An 18,899-nucleotide genomic window follows, 5' to 3' on the forward strand; every position below is an offset into this window, starting at 1 on the left:
TAAGGCTTATAAGTGGCTCAAAATGCAAATGCTGCATAAATCCCCATTAACAGCATAAAAAGCCATTTACTGATAAAAAAGCGCATTAATTGATTGACTTATTATATTAACTTTGCAAGGTGTATCTGGTAGAATGCCAAAAACCGCTTGCAAGCCGTGAACGTGCCGCCTATCTGGAAACCGGGAAGCAGAAAAAGAGCAGTGTTTTTACTGCTCTAAATAATTTACATTTATAACATGGGGCAAGTCCCGGAAAAACTCGGAAAAACCGCCGTCAGTAATATTATACTGGTGGTCAGACGTTGGAATCATGCGGCCATCTTTTATCTCCATGCAGGACAGTTGCAAATGATCCGCTTTTTTAGTTGATCTGTGCAATGCATACCGCATAAAAGAAACCGCCCCAGACTGACAGCGAACCGGCGGCAAGTCATACCAGATCAGCGGAACAGCACCGAAAGAAACAGCATCAAACACTTGTCTAGCGTCCTTTTTTGCGGTTTCTTCGATTTTGTCAACTTCGGAAAAATCACCGCTTTTTATAGCGGCGATTGTCTGTGCTTGTGTTGCTTTCTTGATTGTTACCATTTACGCACCTCCTACAGATCTTTCTTTCTCTTAACGTCAATGACTTCATAATCGTTTTCAGAAAGATCCTTTAACATTCTCAATGCTTCCATGGTATTCTCTGGAATATCATAACCATTTTCACGAAGGAGATCAGCGGCGGTAACAAGATACTGATTTCCATAGCCATACTGAATACTACTTTTTAAAATATGGCCATTTACGACAATCGTTACTGTGTGATAAGTATTTCCATATAATTTTTGAAACCATCTGCGGCCTCTAATTACTAATGTTTCGATTTTTTTCATTGTTTTTCACCTTTACCCCTGTTATAATAGGGTTGCCTTTCTTTTTAGTTTGGTGCTGGCTGTTTGTCTCGGTAGGATGCAGCCAGCTTTTTTTATTTAGTTTCCAGAAACTAGAATTTTTCAATTAATCAGTCCGTTTCCTTATGTCCTCATTGGCTTGAGTGGTTCGGGCGGTTCCGGTTGTTTGTTTCTTTTGTTCTCTGTTGATGGTTATATAATACACTAAATTATAATGTATGTCCATTGACATTATACACTAAATTAAAGAGCATGTTGAAAACGGTTTTTGTGCATGTTGTACATTGAAATATAGTGCATAAAAGTGCTATTATATTTCTATATATAATAAGAATGTAAGGAGATATGAAAATGATTAAATATAAACGAAATATAATTGATATGATGGCAGAAAAGGGGATTACAACCTATTTAATAAGAAAAAATAAGATATTTACAGAAAGCCAGCTGCAACAGCTCCGCAATGATCGACTTGTCACGCAAGATACACTAAATAAAATATGTACTATATTGGAGTGTCAGCCCGGTTATTTATTAGAATATCTTCCAGACGAAACAACAAAAGAATTTGAAGAAAAGATATTGACATACATTAATAAATAATGTATAATAAAGACAGTTAAAGAAAACAAGCACAGCCCCAGACAGGGAACAGATCAGGAGGGAAGAAAATGACTGGTGAAGAAAGAATCAAACAATTAGTCGAAAAAGGATGGAAAGTAGTAAAGGATGAAACCACATGGTGTCGTTACGTGGAGCTTGAAAATGAAGTTGCAAGAAAAAGCCGCGATCCGTTTGGAAATTCTACTGGCGAAGACTGGATGCAGACTATACACAGACAGGTTACAATTTACAATGGTGGCGATTGGGAAGAAACAAGAGGATAAAAGGAGGAAAAGAACATGGAAATTAAAATTTATTGCAATTACGGAGTTTTAGGAGCGGAGAAAAGGAAGAAATACACTTTCGGCGGTCCAGATAGCACGGCAAACTGCTTTGATGAACTGATGGTAGAAATACCAGAAGGATGGGAGCCGTTTAAAAATACCATGGGAAAATTAATGGTAAAGGCTCCATGGGGCTGGGACTACGAAATCAGCGAAGTACTCCAGGGTAACGAAAAGCCCTGTTTTTATGCACTTGATAAGAACATGAATGGACATAGATGTTATCTTAAAACTATAGATTGATTAAGGGAGGTAAATTTAAAAAAACAAATAAATAAAGCCCCAGGAAATTAATCCCGGGGCTTTTAAAATGCTTATTTATGGCGGCGTAACGACAATCGAGGGGTTAACAGCCCACCGCCGAAGCTGTTAAAATATTAATAGCACAGGTTTTTAATTTTTGTCAAGAAAAATATTTTTTATTTTTGGTCTTGACTTTCTGAAAAACTTACAGTAACGTTATTACCAACGATGGTCGCGGGAACTCATGGAGGGGTGGTTATTGTGAAATCGTTTGCACCTGAACAGAATAAAGTAGCAGTTAACAAGCCAGATCAGCCAGGTATTGAAGCTCGGTAAGGTCTGGCTTTTATTATGTTTAAATATATTATATATAATATATCTTTTACCCCTCCATAGATTCTTAAGACTAGAGTTTATTAAAAGATATGCTATACAGTACCGTATAATAATATATATAATATAAATATAAATGAAGATTATAATATAATATCACAAATATTATTTATTAATTACTGACAAAATAAAGGGTTTTATTTTATGCAAAATTAAATTTGACAAGATATTAAAAACTGTGTTAAGGTATCAGCAACAAAGAAAACAGAATATTTTATTTTAAGTTTTAGAGAATGTACCCGAACACCCGGAAGTTTTCCGGGGATAAGCTTTACCTGGTGACATTCTCTTTTTTATTTACAAATTAACGTGTTAAAGTGAGGTGATAACATGAAAGATAATACAGTAAATGTACAAGACGTAGATATCTATTTAGATAATATTAATATATATGCTGATGAATATATAAATACTGTATTATGTATATCACCAGATAACGAAAACTATAAGAAAGAAGTATCAGATAGCTTTGTAGATATGATTTTTTATATTGCAGATCATATACAAAAGCCAAGTAATGACAATATAGAGCTATTAGATAAAATGTTTAATACTTATGTGAGATTATGCAGTAAATATCATGTATTACCAACCCTAGAAGTATTTAGCTTTTTAGTTGGGATTAATCGTACAACGTTTACTGACTGGATGAATGGAGTGTATAGAACAAACTCGTCACATGGTGACACGGCTAAAAAATGGTTTGATATTTGCAAAAACTGCGCAATCAATAGATTGCATAATCAGACCGGAACAAATGCGAACTTGATATTTGTTGCAAAAGCCGCCTATGGCATGGCAGAAACTGCACCGGTACAAGCTACACAACAGTATGGCGTACCACAGCAGACTGCGCAGCAGATCGCGGAGAAGCACAAAGCGGCGCTGGAGCTTCCAGAGATGGAAAAACCGGAGCTATAACAGTAAAAACACTATATGTTGTGATTGCGAAGAAACGGATTCTATATCTAGTAATACGCAATGTGCAAATAGGGCACACCCTAAAAAGACATTCTATAAAACACTGTTTTTTGTGCAATATGACAATAGATTTTGCATAGCATTTCCTTGACCACCGCCGAAGACTTACGATAAACAGCGACCGGGCAAGGGCAGCGGTTCCCATTGGGCGGTGGGCTGACTTGCCAGCGTCCGTACTGGATGACCGGGAGGGGGTATATATAAACCTCCGGTCAGCGGTAGTTACCACCGAAACCGCCCGAAAAAACAAAAAAGCTCTCCTTAACATGGCAGGGATAGTGATTCGAACACGACAAGCAGTAAGCCTTAACTGTTTCTCTGCCATACTAAAAACAAGGCAATACTCAGAAAGGCAGGTATAACGGATGAACGATATGATGATTTTTAGCAATCCAGAATTTGGAAGCGTAAGAACAGTAACGATAAATGGTGTTCCGTGGTTTGTTGGAATTGATGTTGCAACAGCCCTCGGGTACCAAAATGGTAGTCGAGATATACAAAGGCATGTAGAGTTGGAAGATAAGGCAGAAGTACCATTTTATGACGGGACACAGACAAGGAATATCATAGCTATTAATGAATCCGGTCTTTTCTCGTTAATTTTTAGTAGTAAGCTTGAAAAAGCCAAAGAATTTAAACATTGGGTCACATCAGAAGTACTTCCGTCCATTCGTAAGACTGGGAAGTATGAAGTCGGTCAGAAACAAGATTCTTACCAGATAGCTGATCCGATAGAACGAGCTAAAAGATGGATTGAAGAACAACAGGAAAAGCAGTTACTTGAACAGAAAGTACAGGAACAGAAGCCTAAAGCTGATTATTTCGACAGTCTGATAGATAATAGACTTCTTACAACTTTTCGAGATGCAGCAAAGGAATTTCACATTCCACCTAAAGCGTTTACTAAGTGGCTTACGGAAAACGGTTATATTTACCGTGATAGGCACAATATTATTAAACCCTATGAACCGTATAGGAAAGCTGGGCTTTTCCAGATGAAAGATTTCTCAACACCGTTTGGATATTCGAATGTTCAGACATATATCACTGTGAAAGGTAAAGAAACATTTAGACTTTTACTGCAAGGACAAGGATTGATTAGAAAGTAAAAAAAGAGAACCATTAAGGCTCTCTTTTCAGATCATTGCTATTAAATTTTACTATGATATCTGGAAATGCTTCAACAGAAATTTGACAACCAAGAAAGTCAAGGATGGCTATAAGATCATATGCAGAAAGCGTTTCTCTGGAAAACTTGTTAGCTAGTGCTTGTGGTGAAGTTCCTAGATGTTCAGCAACTTGAATATTTGTAATTTTTTTCATTTTCATTATTTGTTTAATTTTTTGAGATACCATATAAACACCTCCTACTTACATAATAAACGCAAATGTTATAAAAATCAATTAAAATTCACTTAAACGTGTAATTTGCTATTGAAAACACACACATTATAGTGTATAATTGTTTTATAAAGAAACAGGAGCGTGTATATATGAAAGTAGGATATGTAAGAGTTTCAACAGCAGATCAGAACGAAGCGAGACAAATTGAAGCAATGAAAACAGATGGTGTTGAAAAAATTTATATGGATAAAAAATCTGGGAAAGACTTTAATCGTCCAGAGTATCAGAAAATGATTGCTTCTCTTCATAAAGGTGACATTCTGATAATCCATTCGATTGATAGACTTGGAAGAAACTACGAAGAGATTATTGCTGAATGGCGAAAAATTACAAAAGAGATTGAAGCGGATATCATTGTACAGGATATGCCGTTGCTTAATACTACGCAAAACAAAGATTTGACAGGAACACTGATTGCAGACATAGTTTTGCAGCTTCTCTCATATGTAGCACAAAGAGAAAGAGAAAATATTCGGCAGCGTCAAAAAGAAGGTATTGCAATTGCAAAATCCCAGGGCAAATATAAAGGTCGTTCCAAAAAAGAGATAAACAAAGACCTTTTTGAAGAAACCAAACGAAGTTGGCAAATGGGAGAAATAACAAAAGCACAATTTGCTGAGACTATAGGAGTTTCAAGAAGCACGCTATATAAACTTTTAGAGGGGGATAAAGATGATTGATTTTACAAACAAGTGTATTGTTACAGAAAATAACGTTGAATCAGAACAGCTGCTTAAAAAAGCAATAGCTCAAGGGTTCAACTTGCCAAAAGGCCAAAAAGCAATGGAATCGAATAGATATTTTCATTTTATTGGAAGTCCATATAAACATGTTGTGGCTTCTTGCGGAGTAAGTTTGAACGACCCCAACAAGGCGGTTAGATATTCGGAGTTGTTTGGTGATGAGCAAGAAGAGCTAAGAAAAATTGTTGATTCAGCTGCAAGATGGTGCCGGGCATATGGATATGAACATTTGAATGTATATGCAAACGAAGAGCTTGAAAGTTATACCGGAAAGGCAATCGCAAAGACAACAGACAATATCATACAGCGTGTTGATGTTGAAATAAAGAAACCACGCAAACTGACTGTTTCGGAGCTGGAAGCATACTTAGGATATCCAATTGAAATTGTAAGTTGAGGTAAATGCTTATGAAACCAAACCCACAATCCGAATCCATCCGCATCCGATTTTCCGAAAAAACAGAAAAAAAGGCTCCTGGAAGAGAAGAACCGGACGGACAGGAGCGTATCGGATATCGTAATACAGGCAGTTGATGAATATTTTGGGAGGAAAAGACATGCTTAAATTTTTCTCAAAAAATAAAAAAGGTGTTTCTGAAATCAGACATGATTATGAAAATGTCGGACAGGAATCCCCGGCAATTCGGAAACTGGTGAAGCCAATTCACGCAAAAGCAATATTAGCTGATGGAAGATTGTATGATACTCAAACTGCCACATATGTTTGCGAATACGGTAATCTTTCTTTGTTTGTTACAAAGAATGGCAGATGGTTTGGCGCAAAATCAAAATCTGAATTAGCTGGTTATAGTGTTGATGAAAACGGAGACAGAACCGCCGAGTACAGAGTGATGTATTATGGTCTGGAATGTATTGATAAAATTTTTGTGATGCAATATCTGTGGTATTGCAGCCATAAGCTTTACAAGAAATATTTCGGGGAGGTAGAAGAGGGATGAAAGATTACAATACTCGCAACAACGAAGAAAATTTCCCAGATGGGACAGTTAAGGCGCAAGACGGGAAGTTCTTTTTAATGGTGAATGGAAAATGGGAACAGGTGATTGGTTCAGAAGGCAAAAATCTTTTGCAATCTCCTACAGATGTAGCTCCCATGATTATTAACGCGACTATAACATATGAGCCGCCAAAGCCATTTTCACCATTATCCCCATTATTGAAACGTGAGCCACGTGTAGTTCCAAGATACAGCATATATGAGCTTGAAGAAATCGCAAAACACATTCTTTTGTATTGTAAATTTCGAAGGAGGGGATGCGAAGATGCCGATAGTGAAAATCACAAACCCCACCCCCTATGATTGGCTCGGCACAAAATATTTCATTGATGGAAATGAAGTTCCGAGAGTAAGATCAGTAAATTTCCACACCGCAGTAGATGAAATACCAGTGGTTGAATTTGGAATGATGGCTGTTCCAGACATTGAAATGGAGTGCTTGGCACAAATTAGTGTCACTTCTCAATCAATTACTGATGCAATTTCAGTTTTAAGGCACGAATTGCTACAACATGGAGAAATTTACAATGGCTTCAAATCAAGCCTAAAATCGGCTTTAGAATCCTACAATTACTGCGGAATGCCATTTGAGCCAGAAGAAGAAATTGCAGAAAAAATTCTGGACTTTTTAATTGGGGAGGAAAAAGAAAATGAATTCACTTAATGTTGTTGGAGCTGCATTAAACCTCATGCTTTTTGTAATCGTTGCCGCAGGTGTACTGGTGATGCTTGATGAAAGAAAAATTAATTGCTTGCAAGCTCTGTTTTATTTTCTAATGGAAGCCCTGTTTGTACTGAATATTTTTTTGATTACGAGGTGACAAATGTATTTACCAATTCCAATTGGAATTATCCCGATTGAGTTAATCGAAAGGGTTAAATTCATAAAAGCGCCGCTTCGACTTAATTCATGTAGGCTCGGGAAAGCCTACGAAAGCGATAAGTCGAGGCACCCAGAGTAGCGAATAACAATCTTTATAGGTTGAAAGTGCTGGACTTTATATATCACACCCCTGGATTAATGGTGCGCCAGGGGGTAATGGGCTATCGCCAAATGGTTAAGGCATAGGATTTTGGTTCCTATATTTGTCGGTTCGAATCCGACTAGCCCCGTTCGCAGTAGTTAATATGCTGCAAAAATGTTCTTTTTTTCATAAGAAACACCTCTAGCCTTCTAGTCTAACTGAGACTGATTAAAGGGACTTCAAATATCCCGGAAGGCGTATCTGAAGTATCAGGAGTATTTCAGAAAACCTTTGTTATAGTTGGTGGTTAAGAACTGTAACAGTGCCAGTTTGGTTACCAGTATTGCCAACTGGTATCTCAGGAAGCTTAGTTCAGCGGTAAGAGCAACGGCCTCATAAGCCGTAAGTCCTGGGTTCGAATCCCAGAGCTTCCATTTCTTCTAAATGCCATTCATCCGTAATATGGGTGGAAAAAACTTCCAGTTGAGTGTGCGGATTGGGTAGATTTAGGTGCGATACGGCGTAGCCTAAATGGATCTGATTTCCCGGCTGGTATATCTCGGAGTTAAAAATATTAACGCAGCGCACGTTAATAAAAGGAGTTTTCAAGAGATGCTGCCCAAAGACGCATAAAAATATCCAGTGAATCTACAGCACTAAAACTTGTAGATAGTGGAAAGCATAACACGATAAACCTATTGCTAACCCGGTTCTTCCGGGTTCTGGGAGAATATACCGTAGGGGTAGCGGGGCTGGCTGTAAACCAGTTGCTATTGTAGCTCGGGTGGTTCGACTCCATCTTCTCCCACTGACCGATTAGTGGCTGAAAGTTAGGTGCAAGAAAACACAAATCCTTATCACAGGAATGTATACCGAGTTCCGAATGTGCGTAGGATTATCGGTTGTAAAAACAAAGTGTCTTCTTTTGGTAGCCAATAAGTGAATGAGCCACATTCTAACATGAATGATATATGATTCTTCTAGTTGGTCACATTGACGCAGGATAGAGTATAGGTAACTCGCGGGATTCCTTGGCCCGAAATGGTGGTTCAATTCCGCCTCCTGCTATTCCGGCAGGGACATGGAATAAAACAGGAACGTGAAAACATAGCAAAGATGATTGAATGCCAGATGAAGCATAGGGAGGAAAGAGAGAAATGATTAAAAAAATTTCTAATTTCTGGTTTAAAAGAAAAACAGATAATCTTACGAAAATTCCCCTATTCATAATGATGTTCAATTGGAGAAAATTTCAGAAAGATGGGAAAAATGGAAGTTGCTTGCTATATGCACTTTACCCAGATATTGCAAAGGATGCATTTTTGAGAGAAAAATTGCAAGAGTGCGTAGATTATATCCGTGATAACTACGATATGGAAACATTTACTAAGATTTGAGGAGAATGCCATGAGAATTGAAGATTTAAAGAATTGGACTGTAGATCAGCTAAAAAATGAGGTTGTTCGGTTTTCTGAAGAATGCGAGAAGAAACAGCATGAAATTCTTGATTTAAAAGAGAAATTAGATATAGCAACAAAAAAGATGTGGTGCGATGAGCTAATTAGCAGAATGCCTATTGAAGAAAAATCCAAACCCACTACTAAATGGTATGATGAACGACACCAGTCCGACTGCATCACAATCAATCAACTTTATACAACAATAGATGTTATAGTTGACCGATACGCTAATTTAAGGAAAAACAAAGGAATGTGCTGATATGGGCGAGAAAGACGAATTAAAGCATTTCTTTACATGTAATGGTGAAGTGATTGAAGAAATAGCAGGGATTTCAATTTCGGATGGGACTGTTATCGAAGGCGGTATTCTTCACAGAAATGAGGACGGCACACTTTGTAGCATAGGCAAGCCAGTAAGTATTGAACTTGAATGTAAATTAAGTAATGAACTATTTTGGACACTAGTTGCCCCAAATCGAATAAACCAGAATAATTTCCGAAAAAAGCATGGCATTCCGAAACGGAGGAAAATTAATGGATCAAGAAAAAACAAAAGGTTGTCCAGAATGGAAGACACAAGTACAACAGGCACCTGCCAAAGAAATTGTTGACTTTGCAAAAGCACATCCATGCGATTATATGAGAAAATGCTTAGAGCAATATCCGTATTGGGGAAACCAAGACAATGGTTTTAATAGGAAGAAATTTAAGGAGATTTTTAATGAGCATTAAATCAGCATTGGAATCCGAAGGAATAGATTTTTCTGAATATATGAACCCACCAGAGCAGTGGAATGGACAGGCATTAATACGGAATATCAATGGAACGAAATACGCCTGTTGTCCTTTTTGCCAAAAGAAAGCACTTCTGATTAGCCCGAACACAAAGATTCAGCATCTTAAATTAAAATGCAAGGGAAGCAACTGCAAGAAAGAGTTCGAGGTGAATGTATGAAAGAATTAATCAGCCCTGTTCCGATTGAAATTACTGATCTTGGAATGGAACTTTATGCTCAAATTGAGATTGAAGAAATTCTTCTCACATCATATCCACCAATCCAAAAAACTATTTTAAAATTCATCACTGATTTCACCGTGCCCAGATTTGGCAATTATTCGATAAAAATAAAAAATGATGATGCTGTGATAAAATGTTATGTTGGAAACACTTTAGGCACTTTCATTCAGAAAGACGCAGGTGAAAGAACTGTTGCTGAATGGTATAAAGTTATATCACGCTCGGAAAAGCATGGAAGAGACAATCCGCTGAATTGCCAAATACTTCCACTATCACCTTGCCAAAATGCAAATAAGACATCCGAATGCGACCATGATTTTGAAAAATGTGAGATATCTAATCCTTATAATTATGATTTTGATGAATTTAAGCCATGTGACTCTAATCAACGTTTTCATCCGTATTATTGTAAAAAGTGCGGAATACTTATTTTGAAAAAAGTAGTTGATAATGGACGAGGAGTAGACAAATTTTTATGGGAGGAATAAGAATGAAAAAGATACCAACATTATTTGAACGAGAATTCAAAGACCATAAGGTTGTAAAGGTTCTTCCAAAAGTGCATCCAGTTATGGAATGGGTACTTGAATGAGAAGGGATTGCAACGGTCAAATATGATGGTTCTTGCTGTGCAGTAATTGACGGAAAATTTTATAAACGATACGACTGCAAGAAGGGTAAAATACAACCAGAGGGATTTATCCCTTGCTGTGATCCAGATTCCATTACAGGTCACTGGCCTGGATGGGTAAAGATTGATGAGAATGATCCGTCTGATAAGTGGTTTGTAAAAGCGTATAATTTTTCAATGCAATGTAATCTTAGCCCATGGGTGGACGGCACGTATGAAGCTATTGGAAAACATTTTAATGGAAATCCATATAACTATAATTACGATGACCTTATCCCACATGGGAGAAATATCGTTGAAGTCGAGCGTACATTTGATGGAATCAAGAAATATCTTTCCGAACACGAGATAGAAGGATTAGTTTTCTGGAAGGACGGAAGCCCACAATGCAAAATCAAACGTTCAGATTTTGGCTTTGAATGGCCAGTAAAGGAGAATTTATGAATCCAGTATTTATATTTCTAGTGATATGTGGAGCGGCAGTAGTATGGTTCCTGCTTTACAAATTATTTCAACCACTAGGTAAATTATTGAACCACATTGGCAGAAATGCTATTGATGAGTTAAATAAAGACGAAAGTCAAAAAGAGGAGGATAATAAATGAAAAAAGGACTTTTAGGTGGAATTGGATTAGCTGTTGTAATCATTGCAGGACTTATATGTGTTGCAAAGTGCAGTGTGAGAGTTCCGGCTGGTTACATTGCGGTAGAGTACAAAATGAACGGAGGAATCTCTAAGAATGTACTTACTCAGGGATGGCATGTGATTTCACCAACAGTAAAAACTTCTCTGTATTCCGTAGGAATCGAGCAATCATATCTTACATCTGAAGATAAGGGCGATTCTCCAAAAGACGAAAGTTTCAAGACACCTACAGCAGATGGCAAATCACTTCAAGTTGACCTTGAATTTTCTTATAAATTCGATCAAAATAGAGTTACCGATGTGTTTACTCAGTTCAAAGGTCAATCAGGAGAATCCGTAAAAAACACCTTTATCAAGCCTAAGATGAAAGCATGGACGCAGGAAGTAACTGCGAAGTATCCAGTAACAGATGTTTTCGGTGATAAACGCCAGGAACTGAATGAAGCACTTGACGAATATCTTAAGCAGAAGTTTGAGCCATACGGAATTATTATTGATACAGTAAACTTTACTTCTATTTCCACTGATGATGAAACACAGGCTGCAATTCAGAAGAAAGTGAACGCTCAACAGGAGCTTGAACTTGCTAACATTGAAGCTAAAACAGCAAAAGTACAAGCTGATAAAGATAAAGAAGTTGCACTGATTGCTGCCGAACAGGAAAAGGAGAAAGCATCTATCCAAGCGGAACAGGCAAAGATTGATGCAGAAGGAAAAGCAGAAGCAATTAAGATTAAAGCAGAAGCTGAAGCAGAAGCAAATAGAAAAATCGCAGAATCTCTTACTCCCGAACTGATTGAAAAACAGAAAATTGATAAATGGAATGGTGAAGTACCAAAAATTCAAGGAAGTAATACTTCTACCATCGTAGATACAAGAGATATGACAGCTGATGAGAATGCTAAATAATAAATAAAACAGTCAAGAGAGCCACATGAGAGCCAGACTAAATCCTAAAAAGAAAGGAGGTCTGGCTCTATTTTTATGGGAAAAATTACAGAAGGTTCGCTTGAATGGTATCGGACAGTCCTAAATCAGATTATCAGTAGCGACATGACAATCTATCAAAATCAAAAAGATTGCCTTGATTTGCTCTTAAATATGAATATTGACCTTCCTTTCGACAAGAACCAAGAAGCACGGAAAATGGCTATGAAAGTAAGTCAATACTCACATAACATAGCAGAGAAGTGTGCTGCATTAACTGGAAGTGGTAATTTTGACGATATCTACTGGCAGTATTTATTGCTGGAAGCACCACATTTATTTGAAAGTTACTTGCTTTATATGGAAAAAAATAGACCAGACAGCAAGAAATTTTATATTCCACGAAGAAAAACACTACATGTGGTAGCCCAAGACTTACAGGATTTGGAAGAAAGAAAAATAGAGTTTTATGGTCTATCGCTTCCAAGCCGTGTTGGAAAATCTACTATGTGTATTTTCTTTATGTCTTGGATAATGGGTAAAAGACCGAATAGTCATAGTGCAATGGGCGGTCATTCTGGAAAACTGGCAAAAGGATTTTACGGAGAACTTCTTAATCTCATTAATACACAGGAATACAACTACAGTGAAATTTTCCCGCAATCGAAACTTCAAAAACAGAGTGCTGATGATTTTGAAATAAACCTGGACAAGCCAGACCGATTTGCAACAATGACTTGCCGTGGTATTGAAGGTACTTGGACAGGTGCCGTTGACATTTCTTCCGATGGGTATTTGTACGTGGATGACCTTGTAAGAGATAGGCAACATTCATTAAGCCCTACCCGATTGGAAAATACATATCAAGAATATCTGAACAAGATGGTTGACCGTAAGATTGATGGTGCAAGAGAACTTATGGTTGGAACCAGATGGAATTTATATGACCCTCTTGGAAAAATTGAGAAGCTAAATCGGGATAATCCAATGTATCGGTTTAGAAAAATTTCAGCTTTGAACGATGATGGTGAATCCAATTTCGATTATGAGTATGGCGTTGGATTTTCAACAAAATATTATGTTGATATGAAAGCTAGGCTAGACTCTAACGAATGGGAAGCTAAATATCAGCAAAAGCCCTTCTTGCGTGAAGGAATTGTGTTTGCAGCTGATGAATTGAGATATTATAACGGCGTTCTACCAGAAGGTGGATTTGTTAAAAATGTTTCTGCTTGCGATGTTGCGTGGGGTGGTGGCGATAGCTTATCAATGCCAGTGGGTGCAGAATACGAAAATGGAGATGTGTATATATATGACTGGATTTTTAGTACAGCGCCCAAAGAAGGAACATTGCCATTAGTTGTTGGAAGAATCATGGGAAATAATATTCAATCTATCAATTTTGAAGCAAATAATGGTGGAGATATGTATGCCTATTATGTAAATGAACGCTTGAAAGAACATAAATACGCTTGCAGCACGACAAGTACAAAAGCACCTTCAAAACAAGCAAAAAAAGAAAAAATAAATCAATATTCCGGGGATGTTAAGCAAAATTTTATATTTTTGGCTCCGAAATATCAAGATAAACAGTATCAAAAGGCTATGGATGAATTAACTACATTCGTCTATATTGGTGATAATGAACATGATGACGCTGCCGATGGAGTTACGCAGCTTGCAATAACGCTTGCCGGCAAAAGATTTGCAGAAGTAAAAGCAACCAAAAATTTTATGTGGGGAAGGAGATAGAGTATGATGACTACAGCTCAATATTTACGCCAGATTGAAAATTATGATAACAGAATCAAAAACAAGCTTATCGAAGAAGAACAGCTCAGTTCTCTTTCCACAAGTGTATCTGCAATTCCTGTTGGAGAAAAGGTACAAACTTCTGTAAAACGTGATCCGATGGGAGATATGGTTGCAAAGATATTTGATCTGCGAGAAGAGATTTCAAAAATGATATCCGAATTTTTACAAAAAAAACAAGAAATAGTTCGAACCATAGAACAGGTTGAAGATCCATTACTATATGACATATTATTTAAGCACTATGTTGAGTACAAATCTTTGGTTCGCATTGCAGATGAGATGGGTTATTCAGAGATTCACATTAAAAAAAAGCATTTAAAAGCCATAGCAGAAATAAAAAAGATAAAAGGTTTTGAAAGATGATACCGAAGTATACTGAATGATACCGCCAATATGTGTAAAATATAAAGTAGAGCATTGGATTAAAATATCCAGTGCTTTTTATTTTGCAGAAAGGATGGTTCGGCTCGTGAGAAATACAATGAATTTTGTAGATTTATGCCGAGGTGAGTTCGGGCGAAAAGTAGCCTACACAGGCGTTGACCGAATCACTCCACAAAATGTAGTAAAAGTAGTGTCAGACACAATTGGCATACATAATAGAAATCGAACATTGATTGATTACTTGTATCGGTACATGAAAGGCGATCAGCCGATATTATACCGAAACAAAATAGTCCGCCCAGAAGTTAATAACAGAGTGGTTGAAAATCACGCATTTGAAACTGTAAAATTTAAAGCTGGACAGATTTGTGGAGAGCCAATCCAATATGTATGCAAAAAGAAAAATGCGGATAAAAAAATAAATGAGCAAGTTGACCTTCTGAATGACTATTTGGATGAAGCCAATGCAGATGCAAGAAACATCCAAAGGGCAATATACCAGAGTGCAACAGGAACTTCCTATAAGGCTATTCTGAAAGAAGAGGATTGGACAAAAAACGGAGATTTACCACCGTTTAGAATCTTCATTCCATATCCCGGCGATTGTTACATTGTATACTCACAGAGAAATGGGAAACCAATGCTTTCCGTGCAGATTTTAAAAGATGAAGATGAACAGCAATATTATTTATGTTATTCAAAGAACCAGTTTTTTGAAATCAAGAATGGAAAAGTAACTAACTACGGCATCAATGGTTTTGGCGGGATTCCTATCGTTGAATGTCCAAATAATCACGATAGACTTTCAGATGTTGAAATTGCAATCACCTTATTTGATGCAATCAACAAATATCAGTCTGATAGATTAAATGGCGTGGAACAGTTTGTGCAAGCCTTTATGAAGTTTAAAAACTGCGAGATAGATGAAAACGAGTTTTTGAAAATGGTAAAACTTGGTGCTATCTCTGTTAAAGATACTGGAAATGGCTGTCAGTCAGATGTTGAACTGATGACCGCTGAACTGAATCAATCAGAGAGCCAGGTTGCAAAGGACGATATCTACAATAATATGCTGATTGTGGAAGCAATGCCAAACCGCCAAAGCAATAGCGGAGGAGATACAGGAAATGCCGTATACCTTCGTAATGGATGGGACTTCGCAGAGAGAGATGCAAAATTGGTAGAAGCATTCACGAAGGAAGCTGAAAAGGAATCTGCCAGAATCATTCTGAATATTATTCGTGGTACATCAAATGATGTTAATATCTCAACCCGAGATTTTGATGTAAAGATAACCAGAAACCCAACAGACAATATGCTTGTAAAAGCACAGGCACTTGATTATCTGTTTAAAAATAAAATTCATCCGCTTATTGCACTGATTACTTGCGGTTTATTTAGTGATCCGCAGAAAGTCTACGAAATGAGTTTACCGTATCTGGGAACTATTTACCCGGAACTGGCAGACCCGGAAGCGGAAATGCAGAAAGCACAGCAATTACTTGACGGAAAGTTTCAAAATCCGTCCAAAACAGAACCAATGGCAAATTCTCCATCTAACGAAGAATGAACCAAATTTCGATTATTTAAGGAGTTTTAGAGAAATCTAAGGCTTCTTTTTTAATACCCAAAATCAAATAAATTGCAACAGCCCGTGAGCGTAAATCGGGTACAGACCATGTGCGGAGCGAACCGTGTTGAAAAAGCGTATTGGACTGGAAGAAAGGAGATTTCAATGACAAGAGAACAGGCAAAACAGGCACTTATCGGTATGGGAGTTGCAGAACCTTCCGAGGAACAGGTTTCTAAGCTTCTTGATTCTATTTCTGCTGAAACTAAGAAAGAGAAAGACAAAAATGTTTCTCTGAAGGAAAAAGCTGAAAAAGCAGATTCCCTGGAAAAAGAGTTGGAAGAGTTGAAAAAGCAGAACATGACCGAAGCAGAACGGCTAGAAGCTGAACGCAAGAAAGAAAAGGAAGCAGTGGATAAGGAGTTAGCTGATTTGAAAGCTGCACTTGCAGAATCCAACAAAAAAGCCCTTACCAGTGAAATTACTTCTATGTTCGCAAATGCAGGACTTTCAACCGAAACATACGCGAGTGCTATTAAAGCATACGCATCTGCACCGTATGAGAAACCAGAAGATGCAATGAAAGAAGTCGAAACTTTTGTTAAGGGAGTTTCCGAAGCAAATAAAACAGCACTTGATACCGCAAAAGCAGCTTGGGAGAAAGAAGCATTGGAAAATACTCCTAATCCAGGAGGCGGTAGCGGCGGCAAACCTACAGTGAAAAGTGATGCTGCTGAATTTGCAAAAGCTTACTCAGAAAAAATGAACCAGGAAACCAAATCAGCGGACGATAACGCCCCTGTAAATATTTAAGTAAAGGAGATATAAATAATGGCTTTTATGAAAACAGAGCAGTATGAGTCCACTCCAAATATTCTCGAATCTGAGGTTGGACTTGTACTCAAAACTTACACAGCAGATCAGACAAATGCAGTTGCAGTTAATGACAGAAAAATTATTAAGGCAGGTTCCGTATACCCAACAAACGCAACCGGCGCAAAAGGTCTTGTGTTTGAAGATGTGGATATGACAGACGATGAGAAGCGTCCAATTTCCGTTATTGTTGCCGGACGTGTCCTAGAAGACCGACTTCCCGCAACTGTTGACACAACTGCAAAAACTGAATTACAGGCACTTGGAATTGTGTTTGTAGAAGAAACCGAAGTTGTATTTTAAGGAGGATAATAAGCAATGGCATACAATGTATTAGAAGCAATCAGCGAGGAAGAAAGATTTAATTTCTCCCAGAGTTTTGATGTAAAAAGACCCGGCATCCTCGGTACCATTTTCCCGGATACAAAAACCCAGTATCTGAAAGCAGAGTATTACAGACTTATGGCTGGACAGCGACTGCCAGAGGTAGCTTTTGTTCACGCACTTGATACCGAAGCAGAAATCGGTTCCAGACCTGGCTTTGAAAAGGTATTGACCGAGAAGCTTTTCATCAAGAGAAAAATCAATCAGTCTGAGAGATTACAGCAAGCTATTGAAAATGGTGTTCCAGATGACAATAATCTCAAAAAATTTGTATTTGACGATGCAGCCAATCTTTTTGAGGGCGTAGTAGCAAGGGCGAATGTAATGAAAGGCCAGTTCCTTTCCACTGGTATTGTAAAAATTAAGGAAAATCATGTGGATATGAGCATTGATTACGGCGTTACATCTGATGCAAAAGTAACACTTACTGATTGGTCTAAGCCAGACGCAGATATCATGGGCGATATCTCAAAAATGGTAGCCATTGCAGAAGATAACGGATATGTGGTAAACAAAGCTCTTACTTCTCTTAAGATGATTAATTACATGCGGAACAATACTGCAATGCAGACCGCGGTTCTTGGAGCTGCAAACAAACGTCTTCTGACAAAACAGGAGCTTGCGAACCTTCTCATGCAGGAGTACGGAATTACAATTGATCGCTGTGATGAAAAATATCGTTACAGAAAAGCAGACGGAACTCTGAAAACAGGAAGATACTTCAAAGAAGATGTGTTTACTTTGTATGAAGCAAATGCGAATGGTTCCTTTGGTTCTGGTCTTTGGGGTGTAACGCCAGAAGAGCTTGAATACAGACAGTTTATCCAGGAAGAGAATCGTTCCTTTGTTACTCTTTCCATGTGGGCTACACCAGACCCAGTTGCAGTATGGACAAAAGCATCCGGCATGTTCGTTCCGGTCGCACCGAAAGCTAACGGCGGTATCGTAATCGGTACCAAGGCGGGGGAATAACCGGGCATAGTCTCGATGAAAACAGCCAGTCACCATCTGTAGTAAGTGCTTATGATACATCAACACACAAGTATACAGAAAACGAGTTGTCTAATATGACTGTATCTCAGTTAAGACAACTTGCAAGTGATAACGGCTATGCCCTAGCAGCAACTAATAAGGCTGGAATAATATCAGAGATTTTATCTCAGCAAAGGTAGGTGATTAAATGGACGAACAGCTTATAGAGGACTTGACAAATTATCTTGAAGATGATGCAGAAACTGCGAGGATGATTCCTCTTTCAGCAAAGAGGGCTATTCGTTCATTTAAGAAGAAAAGGAATTATCCTTCATCTTACAGTGATGAGAAAATAAATTCCGATATGGAAAACTGCTATGATTGCATTTTTGATTTGGCTCTTTTCTTTCTGGTGAAACAGGGAGCTGAATTTCAAGGATCACATTCCGAATCTTCTGTAAACAGAAATTGGACTTCTGAAACTGAAATATATGTAAATCATGGTGTTTTTCCATTTATCGGATTCTAAGATGGTGTGTGCGTGATACGTCAATCCTCCCACGTATCGCAGGGGTGCTTCAAATTAGGTGGGTAGAAGCAATATCTAAAAAATGGGAGTGATGGAAAGG

The 18,899-nt window shown here is 37.8% G+C and carries 30 protein-coding genes and 3 tRNA genes; 30 read left to right on the top strand and 3 right to left on the bottom strand.

Annotated elements, in window-relative coordinates:
• Window positions 1-207: 207 nt before the first annotated feature.
• The gene (locus DWZ38_RS03205; protein ID WP_117849927.1) at window positions 208-588 is read right to left on the bottom strand and encodes a hypothetical protein; all 381 of its coding nucleotides are present in this window, start codon (window positions 586-588) and stop codon (window positions 208-210) included.
• An 11-nt stretch (window positions 589-599) separates the two neighbouring features.
• Window positions 600-878 (bottom strand): hypothetical protein, encoded by a 279-nt coding sequence (locus tag DWZ38_RS03210; protein WP_117849930.1) that lies wholly within the window; start codon window positions 876-878, stop codon window positions 600-602.
• A 369-nt stretch (window positions 879-1,247) separates the two neighbouring features.
• Between DWZ38_RS03210 and DWZ38_RS03215 the strand changes: the two genes are divergently transcribed.
• The 5 genes from DWZ38_RS03215 to DWZ38_RS03235 all read left to right on the top strand — a co-directional run bounded on the left by DWZ38_RS03215 (window position 1,248) and on the right by DWZ38_RS03235 (window position 4,569).
• Window positions 1,248-1,499 carry a helix-turn-helix transcriptional regulator gene (locus DWZ38_RS03215; protein WP_117849932.1) on the top strand — a complete coding sequence of 84 codons (252 nt, stop codon included), beginning with the start codon at window positions 1,248-1,250 and terminating at the stop codon, window positions 1,497-1,499.
• A gap of 68 nt (window positions 1,500-1,567) precedes the next feature.
• Complete coding sequence (locus DWZ38_RS03220; RefSeq protein ID WP_117849935.1) at window positions 1,568-1,783, top strand: hypothetical protein; 216 nt, start codon at window positions 1,568-1,570, stop codon at window positions 1,781-1,783.
• Window positions 1,784-1,798: 15 nt separating this feature from the next.
• Window positions 1,799-2,086 (top strand): hypothetical protein, encoded by a 288-nt coding sequence (locus DWZ38_RS03225; RefSeq protein WP_117849937.1) that lies wholly within the window; start codon window positions 1,799-1,801, stop codon window positions 2,084-2,086.
• Window positions 2,087-2,809: 723 nt separating this feature from the next.
• On the top strand, window positions 2,810-3,400 hold the full coding sequence (locus DWZ38_RS03230) for a hypothetical protein (RefSeq protein WP_117849939.1): 591 nt from the start codon (window positions 2,810-2,812) through the stop codon (window positions 3,398-3,400).
• A gap of 425 nt (window positions 3,401-3,825) precedes the next feature.
• On the top strand, window positions 3,826-4,569 hold the full coding sequence (locus DWZ38_RS03235) for a phage antirepressor KilAC domain-containing protein (protein WP_117849941.1): 744 nt from the start codon (window positions 3,826-3,828) through the stop codon (window positions 4,567-4,569).
• A gap of 13 nt (window positions 4,570-4,582) precedes the next feature.
• Here DWZ38_RS03235 and DWZ38_RS03240 read toward each other — a convergent pair whose 3' ends face one another.
• A complete protein-coding gene (locus DWZ38_RS03240; protein WP_117849944.1) occupies window positions 4,583-4,816 on the bottom strand; it encodes a helix-turn-helix domain-containing protein in 234 nt (77 codons plus the stop codon).
• A gap of 137 nt (window positions 4,817-4,953) precedes the next feature.
• Between DWZ38_RS03240 and DWZ38_RS03245 the strand changes: the two genes are divergently transcribed.
• From DWZ38_RS03245 to DWZ38_RS03350, 25 genes are all read left to right on the top strand, one after another.
• Window positions 4,954-5,544: a recombinase family protein gene (locus DWZ38_RS03245; RefSeq protein ID WP_117849946.1), complete on the top strand. Its 591-nt coding sequence runs from the start codon at window positions 4,954-4,956 to the stop codon at window positions 5,542-5,544.
• On the top strand, window positions 5,537-6,004 hold the full coding sequence (locus DWZ38_RS03250; protein ID WP_117849948.1) for a hypothetical protein: 468 nt from the start codon (window positions 5,537-5,539) through the stop codon (window positions 6,002-6,004). Before DWZ38_RS03245 ends, DWZ38_RS03250 begins: the two co-directional genes overlap by 8 nt.
• An 11-nt stretch (window positions 6,005-6,015) precedes the next feature.
• Window positions 6,016-6,141 carry a hypothetical protein gene (locus DWZ38_RS23070; protein WP_278308847.1) on the top strand — a complete coding sequence of 42 codons (126 nt, stop codon included), beginning with the start codon at window positions 6,016-6,018 and terminating at the stop codon, window positions 6,139-6,141.
• 23 nt (window positions 6,142-6,164) lie between these two features.
• Complete coding sequence (locus DWZ38_RS03255; RefSeq protein ID WP_147342966.1) at window positions 6,165-6,566, top strand: hypothetical protein; 402 nt, start codon at window positions 6,165-6,167, stop codon at window positions 6,564-6,566.
• Entirely contained in the window at window positions 6,563-6,928 is a 366-nt protein-coding gene (locus DWZ38_RS03260; protein ID WP_117849953.1) for a hypothetical protein, read from the top strand. Before DWZ38_RS03255 ends, DWZ38_RS03260 begins: the two co-directional genes overlap by 4 nt.
• On the top strand, window positions 6,891-7,289 hold the full coding sequence (locus tag DWZ38_RS03265) for a hypothetical protein (RefSeq protein ID WP_117849955.1): 399 nt from the start codon (window positions 6,891-6,893) through the stop codon (window positions 7,287-7,289). Before DWZ38_RS03260 ends, DWZ38_RS03265 begins: the two co-directional genes overlap by 38 nt.
• Window positions 7,276-7,446 carry a hypothetical protein gene (locus DWZ38_RS22075; protein WP_178105262.1) on the top strand — a complete coding sequence of 57 codons (171 nt, stop codon included), beginning with the start codon at window positions 7,276-7,278 and terminating at the stop codon, window positions 7,444-7,446. Before DWZ38_RS03265 ends, DWZ38_RS22075 begins: the two co-directional genes overlap by 14 nt.
• Before the next feature lie 220 nt (window positions 7,447-7,666).
• Window positions 7,667-7,738 (top strand) — tRNA-Gln (locus DWZ38_RS03270).
• A gap of 213 nt (window positions 7,739-7,951) precedes the next feature.
• Window positions 7,952-8,024, top strand: a tRNA-Ile gene (locus tag DWZ38_RS03275).
• A gap of 290 nt (window positions 8,025-8,314) precedes the next feature.
• Window positions 8,315-8,398 (top strand) — tRNA-Tyr (locus DWZ38_RS03280).
• A 349-nt stretch (window positions 8,399-8,747) separates the two neighbouring features.
• Window positions 8,748-8,987 carry a hypothetical protein gene (locus DWZ38_RS03285; protein ID WP_117849958.1) on the top strand — a complete coding sequence of 80 codons (240 nt, stop codon included), beginning with the start codon at window positions 8,748-8,750 and terminating at the stop codon, window positions 8,985-8,987.
• 10 nt (window positions 8,988-8,997) lie between these two features.
• Window positions 8,998-9,309, top strand: coding sequence for a hypothetical protein (locus DWZ38_RS03290; RefSeq protein WP_117849960.1), 312 nt, complete (start codon window positions 8,998-9,000; stop codon window positions 9,307-9,309).
• 275 nt (window positions 9,310-9,584) lie between these two features.
• Window positions 9,585-9,782, top strand: coding sequence for a hypothetical protein (locus DWZ38_RS03295; RefSeq protein WP_117849963.1), 198 nt, complete (start codon window positions 9,585-9,587; stop codon window positions 9,780-9,782).
• Window positions 9,772-10,005: a hypothetical protein gene (locus DWZ38_RS03300; protein WP_117849966.1), complete on the top strand. Its 234-nt coding sequence runs from the start codon at window positions 9,772-9,774 to the stop codon at window positions 10,003-10,005. Before DWZ38_RS03295 ends, DWZ38_RS03300 begins: the two co-directional genes overlap by 11 nt.
• Window positions 10,002-10,556: a hypothetical protein gene (locus tag DWZ38_RS03305; protein WP_117849968.1), complete on the top strand. Its 555-nt coding sequence runs from the start codon at window positions 10,002-10,004 to the stop codon at window positions 10,554-10,556. Before DWZ38_RS03300 ends, DWZ38_RS03305 begins: the two co-directional genes overlap by 4 nt.
• Window positions 10,557-10,876: 320 nt before the next feature.
• Complete coding sequence (locus DWZ38_RS22445) at window positions 10,877-11,143, top strand: DUF5565 family protein (RefSeq protein ID WP_117849971.1); 267 nt, start codon at window positions 10,877-10,879, stop codon at window positions 11,141-11,143.
• Window positions 11,140-11,304, top strand: coding sequence for a hypothetical protein (locus DWZ38_RS22080; protein WP_178105263.1), 165 nt, complete (start codon window positions 11,140-11,142; stop codon window positions 11,302-11,304). Before DWZ38_RS22445 ends, DWZ38_RS22080 begins: the two co-directional genes overlap by 4 nt.
• Window positions 11,301-12,254: a prohibitin family protein gene (locus DWZ38_RS03315; RefSeq protein ID WP_117849974.1), complete on the top strand. Its 954-nt coding sequence runs from the start codon at window positions 11,301-11,303 to the stop codon at window positions 12,252-12,254. The genes DWZ38_RS22080 and DWZ38_RS03315 overlap by 4 nt, the downstream gene beginning before the upstream one ends.
• Before the next feature lie 75 nt (window positions 12,255-12,329).
• The gene (locus DWZ38_RS03320) at window positions 12,330-14,024 is read left to right on the top strand and encodes a hypothetical protein (RefSeq protein ID WP_243000133.1); all 1,695 of its coding nucleotides are present in this window, start codon (window positions 12,330-12,332) and stop codon (window positions 14,022-14,024) included.
• Between the two features lie 3 nt (window positions 14,025-14,027).
• Complete coding sequence (locus tag DWZ38_RS03325; RefSeq protein WP_117849977.1) at window positions 14,028-14,450, top strand: DUF1492 domain-containing protein; 423 nt, start codon at window positions 14,028-14,030, stop codon at window positions 14,448-14,450.
• A gap of 118 nt (window positions 14,451-14,568) precedes the next feature.
• Window positions 14,569-16,041 carry a phage portal protein gene (locus DWZ38_RS03330; RefSeq protein ID WP_243000134.1) on the top strand — a complete coding sequence of 491 codons (1,473 nt, stop codon included), beginning with the start codon at window positions 14,569-14,571 and terminating at the stop codon, window positions 16,039-16,041.
• Window positions 16,042-16,206: 165 nt separating this feature from the next.
• Window positions 16,207-16,854, top strand: coding sequence for a hypothetical protein (locus tag DWZ38_RS03335; protein WP_117849982.1), 648 nt, complete (start codon window positions 16,207-16,209; stop codon window positions 16,852-16,854).
• An 18-nt stretch (window positions 16,855-16,872) separates the two neighbouring features.
• On the top strand, window positions 16,873-17,217 hold the full coding sequence (locus tag DWZ38_RS03340; RefSeq protein WP_117849984.1) for a hypothetical protein: 345 nt from the start codon (window positions 16,873-16,875) through the stop codon (window positions 17,215-17,217).
• Window positions 17,218-17,232: 15 nt separating this feature from the next.
• Window positions 17,233-18,270, top strand: coding sequence for a major capsid protein (locus DWZ38_RS03345; protein ID WP_117849987.1), 1,038 nt, complete (start codon window positions 17,233-17,235; stop codon window positions 18,268-18,270).
• Window positions 18,271-18,478: 208 nt separating this feature from the next.
• The gene (locus tag DWZ38_RS03350) at window positions 18,479-18,799 is read left to right on the top strand and encodes a hypothetical protein (RefSeq protein ID WP_117849989.1); all 321 of its coding nucleotides are present in this window, start codon (window positions 18,479-18,481) and stop codon (window positions 18,797-18,799) included.
• Window positions 18,800-18,899 lie beyond the last annotated feature (100 nt).

The organism is Ruminococcus sp. AF31-8BH, from assembly GCF_003460605.1.
Classification (GTDB): Bacteria; Bacillota; Clostridia; order Lachnospirales; family Lachnospiraceae; genus Blautia_A; species Blautia_A acetigignens.